Here is a 5,611-nt window from a genome sequence, read left to right as displayed (position 1 = left end):
AAACAGCAATCTCCCCAATTTATCAGAGTGTTGTGAATCAAACGTTAATTACTAATTAAGGGAACAGGGAACAGGGAACAGGGAACAGGGAGCAGGGAGATGGGGAGATGGGGAGATGGGGAGATGTGGAGATGGGGAGATGGGGAGATGGGGAGATGGGGAGATGGGGAGATGGTTAAGCCCGCTGGAAACCCCCTTATGAAGACGCTACCTTGCTGCATCAAGACAATTATCAAAAATGATGTAACTATCCACGAAAACTAATTCTTCTGTATACCCCCTCTCCCACACTCTTCTTATTTCCCCTCTCTGCCCACACTACCCCCTCTCCCCACACTCTTCTCCCGACTCCCAACTCCCGACTCCCTATTCCTTTTAGAGGGAAGCGTAACCAAAGGTGATGTTAAAGCGACGACACCAAACTGCTACAGAGCCAAATTCATCAAGATTTATGTTGTCAGGAATAGCATAGCGTTGAGCACCACTGAATTTCTGGAGTCGGGCGAGGGTTACATAGTCTTGTGGCCGAATTTTACGAGGTACACTACTGTTCCGATAAAGGAGTACCTTCACTTCGGGTCCACTACCCGTTTTAAAGGATTGATCGAATTCTAGATAACGTTTACCATTTTCATTGACAATCTTGGCATTTCCTTGAGTGCGATGCCCTCTATCAACGGTGATAAAGCTTCCTGTGGCGATAGTAGAGGCTATTCGTTGACTGACCAGAGCATTGTTTAAAGAGTTCTGTTTAACAACAGTTGTTTCTGCTTGCACACCAGGAGTTGCTGCTGCCATTAACAATACGGATAAACCACCAACAATTAGACGTTTCATAATACTTTCTCCTAGTAATCAAAAATTAATTGAATCAATGAATTAAATCATTTCTTGATGCAAAGCGCGAGTGGGGGAAACCCCCAAGACCGCGCTGCATCGCTGTTTTAGTTGCTTAATTATTAGAATGAACTACCATCCTGAAATCACCCTAACGAATAAATGAAAGTTAGATGAGATTTAGACAAGAAAACTGAAGCACTCATATTAAGTCCGGTTGAATACCTATAATCTAGGGGCGGGGGCGCGGGGAGTGTGGGAAGTATGGGAAGTGTGGGAAGTGTGGGAAGTGTGGGAGATGGGGAGATGGGGAGATGGAGGAGATTTTTATGAAGGGTAATCATCCTAACATGATATCAGCCCTAAGCTACTGTAGAGTGGCTGAGGGGAGGGGAATTGCGCGGTAACCCACCACCTGGTAGAACGGATTTGTGACCAACAGGTGCGATTGCGCTACGCGCACGCTGCGCGAACGCATCCCTGATCTCATAACCGATCCTATAATCAACGCCCATGAATCAAAAACGCATCATTGGTCTAACCGGTGGTATCGCTACGGGAAAAACCACCGTATCCAATTACCTGGCTGATACCTACAGGCTACCGATTTTAGATGCGGATATCTATGCCAGAGAAGCAGTACAATCAGATTCACCAATCCTGAAACAGATTTATCAGCGCTACGGTTTACAAGTGCAACACAGTGACGGTACCCTGAACCGCAAACGCTTGGGAGAGATAATTTTTAGTAACCCAGCTGAGCGACAGTGGTTAGAGGAACAAATCCATCCTTATGTACGCGATCGCTTTCAATCTGAGCTCGATACCATACTTGCTCCGACAGTCATATTAGTCATCCCTTTACTATTTGAAGCGAAGATGACTGACTTAGTGACAGAAATCTGGGTAGTCAGCTGCTCACCAGAACAACAGCTCAGACGGATCCAGAAACGCGATCGCATCTCTAAAGAACAAGCTCAAGCCCGGATCAACAGCCAACTCCCCCTCCAACAAAAAATAGCACTTGCTGATAAGGTTTTAGATAACTCCTCTACCAAAGAAGCTCTCATCCAACAAGTATCTACTGCTTTTGCTGGCAATTCATATGATCGATAACTATTTAGAATTTATTAGAATTAAGAATTTAGAATTTAGAATTTAGAATTTAGAATTGGGAATTTAGAATTTAGAATTAAGAATTAAGAAGTCTACATTCTGCATTCTTCATTCGTAAGCATTCAGCATTCAGCTATCAGCTTAAGCGCTACGCGCACGCTACGCGAACAGCATTGGAATAAAACAAGTAAGCATTGGAATAATGCTGAGTTACTTCCCAGCATCGTTCGCACAGCGTGGCCAAAGGCCAAAGCCTGTGCCACAAGGCTGACGGCTGACGGCTGACGGCTGACGGCTGAATGCTTACCTTCATTCTTCATTCTTCATTCTTCATTCTTCATTCTAAATTCTGCATTCTTCATTCTAAATTCTGCATTCTGCATTCTGCATTCTGCATTCTGCAAACCTGCTAACCTAGTTATCCCAAATAAGCTTTCAGAGCTTCTGCTGCCAATTCCGTCATACTTTTCCCTTGGTTAGCAGCAGCTTCCTTAAGACGAGCATGGACTTCTTCGGGAATGCTAATTCTACGGCGATTTTTAGCAGTAGAAGATTTCTTAGCTGAGGATTTCTTACTTGGTAGCTTGGCATCTGGATTAACTATACCGCTACCTAGCTCATAGTTAGCAGAAAATTCCCTAAGGGCATCAAAGCCAATGCGATCGCAAAAATCCCCAAAACTCTCTTCTGGTTTGCGCTCTTCCCGAAATTGCACAAAAATTGGTTCAAAGAAAGATTCCAGCTCACTTTCTGGCATTTTCTGTACATAGGGTCGTGATAACCGAGTTTGATCTGGTGAAGCTCCCAGCCACACTTGATAAGCCTTTGGTGCGCTACCGACAAATCCCAACTCTGCTATATAAGGTCTAGCACAGCCATTAGGACAACCGGTCATTCGGATCACAAAATATTCCTTCTCTAACCCCAATTTGTTCAGCAGTAACCGAATGCGATCAACCATGCCAGGGAGCGCCCGTTCTGATTCGGTAACCGCTAAACCACAGGTAGGTAAAGCTGGACAAGCCATGGAGTAGCGTACTAACGGTTCAATTCCTTCTGGAGTAACTTGAATACCGTGCTGTTCTAGAATCTGATTCAGGGCTTGCTGGTGGGTCGGGTCAATCTCATAAAGAATAATATTGTGGTTAGCAGTCAGCCGCATCGGTAGGGCAAATTTCTCAGTAATTTCCCGCAGAGCTGTTTTGAGTCGGAAATCCCCTTCATCTTTGACCCGACCATTCTCAATCGATATCCCCAGGAATAGCTTTCCGTCTCCTTGTTCGTTCCAACCCAAATAATCTTCGTACTTAAACGGGGGTAAGGGCTTAAACGGTGCCAGGGTTTTACCGAAGTAGCTTTCTACTTTTTCCCGGAACTTATCGACACCCCAATCATTGATTAGGTACTTCATTCTGGCATGACGGCGGTTTACGCGATCGCCATAATCCCGCTGGGTTGCCACAATTGCCTTAACCAAGTCATAGATATCGTCTTTTTCTACATAGCAGATGTGGTCAGCTAGACGAGCAAAGGTTTCTTCCTTATTGTGAGTGCGACCCATACCCCCACCAGCCAGAACATTAAATCCCTCCAGTTCTCCCTGGTCGTTGGTAATTACCACCAACCCCACATCTTGGGTATAGATATCAATCGAGTTATCCCCGGGAACCGTTACGGAACACTTAAACTTCCGGGGCATATAGTGTTCCCCGTAGATTGGTTCTTCCTTGTCGTGGAAAATAGTACCATTACCATTGCGCTGCCGTGCTGCTTTCACCTCCGGAGCTTCCTCAGCACTAATTACCTTTTCCCCATCCAGCCAAATCTCGTAATAGGCACCGGTTTGAGGTGTAAGTAAGTCAGCAATCCGATCAGCATACTCCCAAGCATACTGATACTCTGGTCGATTTTTGTATGGTGCTGGCGCAGCCATAACATTACGGTTGAGGTCTCCACAAGCACCCAACGTTGACCCCATATTGCGGATAATTGCTGCAATTGTCGCTTTCAAATTCTTCTTGAGAATGCCATGAATCTGAAAACCCTGACGGGTAGTTACTCGTAGGGTATGGTTACCATACTCTTCTGACAACTGCTCGAGAGTCATATAAAGCTCTGGTGGAATAAATCCTCCAGGATTGCGAGTGCGCAGCATCATCTGATAGTCTTTTTCCTGACCCTTGACCCGGTTATCTCGGTTGTCTTGCTGGTAAGACCCGTGAAACTTAAGAATTTGAATAGCGTCTTCTGTAAAATGAGTGGTATCCTGTAGCAATTCAGTTGCCACCGGCTCACGCAAGAAGTTACTGCGTTCTTTAATTCCTTCAATCTTAGAGGGTTTGCGGGCTTTAGGAGTCTGAGATACAACCATGGGTTCAACGGAGCAAAAAAAATGAATAAGTATAATTCCCGATAAATCGGTCGGGATTACGGTTAATGATTAGATCCTAATACTACCGTTGCCCATTGGATCGATAACTTTAGAAATCCTAAAATTTCTCCAAATTCATTCATTGTCGTTCAATGAGATACCGGCAAAGAGGAAAGGAAAGAGTGGAAGGAAGGTTGAAGCTAGTAGATTGGCCAAAGCGAGTAGATGCACAAGAGGATTGTTGTCACCTCAGTTGAAGTATTTGACAGTTAATGCTTCATCCTTTATACTTCATCCTTCATGCTTCATCCTTCATGCTTCATCCTTCATCCTTTCCTTTTGACAATGGACATAATAGGTTTAGAAACGATAGCCTGCACCCAATGTAACAGTGACAGATTCAGCTGAACTATTTTCGTAAGCGTTAAGACCTACCTTAGTATTACCGTAAACCAAAACATCCTTAGCAATTTGGCTTTCAGCACCTATGCCAAGCACCCAAGCGTCTTGATTACCGATGGGTGTATTGTCTCCGTCATCTTCCACAAAAGAGTAACCAACACTAGCAAAAACATTAGTATTTTTGGCTACGCCTAGGTCAAAGGAAACACTAGGAATAATCGCGGTATTATCATCATTGAAAAGAACATCACCACGTATAGAAACTGGAAGATTTGAAGTTGTCAGACGAGTGGTAATATTACCACCAATATTTTGGTCATTTCCTTGTCCATCACTGGTTACACCGGCAGCCAGTCCAACCCCAATGTAGCTAGCATCTGTACCTTTAGCACGGAGATCATCTGCTCCTGGATTAGCGGAAGCCATACTATTTCCTAGTAAAACTGGAGCAATTGTTGTAGCAGCCAAAGTAGAAATAGTGACAATAGATTTTAGTAAACCTTTCATTGTTTCTTTCCTTAAATTCGTTTTTTGTGTTCCTTTCTCTACAAGTCGTTGGGAATAAACAAAAGGTTCCTGAGGTTCTAAAAAAAAATCTAAATACTTGAAAAGCTTGAGATGACTTGAATCTGGCTAATCCGGATATCACTAAAAAAAATCTGGCTTACTTTTTCCTTCCCTAATTAGTTGATACTCTTTAAAAGAGAGTCGGTTTTATCAATTAATTTAATGTCTGTGTTTTGGTAGTGGACTGTTTACCAGGTGTCACAGATTGTAAGTATTTAGCCATCAGCTATCAGTTATCAGCCATCAGCCTATGCGCTACGCGCACGCTACGCGAACAGCCATCAGCTATCAGTCATCAGCCTATGCGCTACGCGCACG

The 5,611-nt window shown here is 43.9% G+C and carries 6 protein-coding genes; 3 read left to right on the top strand and 3 right to left on the bottom strand.

The window, feature by feature from the left end:
• The first annotated feature begins 99 nt into the window (after positions 1–99).
• Positions 100–264: a hypothetical protein gene (locus F6K52_RS31355; protein WP_293088143.1), complete on the top strand. Its 165-nt coding sequence runs from the start codon at positions 100–102 to the stop codon at positions 262–264.
• Between the two features lie 111 nt (positions 265–375).
• On the opposite strand, the gene F6K52_RS31350 is transcribed toward F6K52_RS31355, so the two are convergent.
• Complete coding sequence (locus tag F6K52_RS31350) at positions 376–837, bottom strand: DM13 domain-containing protein (protein ID WP_293088140.1); 462 nt, start codon at positions 835–837, stop codon at positions 376–378.
• A 217-nt stretch (positions 838–1,054) separates the two neighbouring features.
• Here F6K52_RS31350 and F6K52_RS31345 point away from each other — a divergent pair, with 217 nt between their 5' ends.
• Positions 1,055–1,177 (top strand): hypothetical protein, encoded by a 123-nt coding sequence (locus F6K52_RS31345; RefSeq protein ID WP_293088138.1) that lies wholly within the window; start codon positions 1,055–1,057, stop codon positions 1,175–1,177.
• A gap of 173 nt (positions 1,178–1,350) precedes the next feature.
• Complete coding sequence (coaE, locus tag F6K52_RS31340) at positions 1,351–1,953, top strand: dephospho-CoA kinase (RefSeq protein WP_293088136.1); 603 nt, start codon at positions 1,351–1,353, stop codon at positions 1,951–1,953.
• A gap of 418 nt (positions 1,954–2,371) precedes the next feature.
• Here the strand turns inward: coaE and sir are convergent, their stop codons facing one another.
• Both sir and F6K52_RS31330 read right to left on the bottom strand, forming a co-directional pair.
• Positions 2,372–4,324, bottom strand: a complete 1,953-nt coding sequence (gene sir / locus F6K52_RS31335) for a sulfite reductase, ferredoxin dependent (protein WP_293088134.1) — start codon at positions 4,322–4,324, stop codon at positions 2,372–2,374.
• Between the two features lie 360 nt (positions 4,325–4,684).
• A complete protein-coding gene (locus tag F6K52_RS31330; RefSeq protein ID WP_293088132.1) occupies positions 4,685–5,233 on the bottom strand; it encodes an outer membrane beta-barrel protein in 549 nt (182 codons plus the stop codon).
• Positions 5,234–5,611: the final 378 nt, after the last annotated feature.

Origin of the sequence: Moorena sp. SIO3H5 (assembly GCF_010692395.1) — a bacterium.
In the GTDB taxonomy this organism is placed as follows: domain Bacteria; phylum Cyanobacteriota; class Cyanobacteriia; order Cyanobacteriales; family Coleofasciculaceae; genus Moorena.
Note: the sequence above shows the minus strand (reverse complement) of the source record. Positions and strands in the feature narration are given on the sequence as shown.

Bases quoted from the DNA above. Each gene is read 5' to 3' on its own strand.
- F6K52_RS31355 (WP_293088143.1), top strand. From the start codon at position 100: ATGGGGAGATGGGGAGATGGGGAGATGTGGAGATGGGGAGATGGGGAG.
- F6K52_RS31350 (WP_293088140.1), bottom strand. From the start codon at position 837: ATGAAACGTCTAATTGTTGGTGGTTTATCCGTATTGTTAATGGCAGCA.
- coaE (WP_293088136.1), top strand. From the start codon at position 1,351: ATGAATCAAAAACGCATCATTGGTCTAACCGGTGGTATCGCTACGGGA.
- sir (WP_293088134.1), bottom strand. From the start codon at position 4,324: ATGGTTGTATCTCAGACTCCTAAAGCCCGCAAACCCTCTAAGATTGAA.
- F6K52_RS31330 (WP_293088132.1), bottom strand. From the start codon at position 5,233: ATGAAAGGTTTACTAAAATCTATTGTCACTATTTCTACTTTGGCTGCT.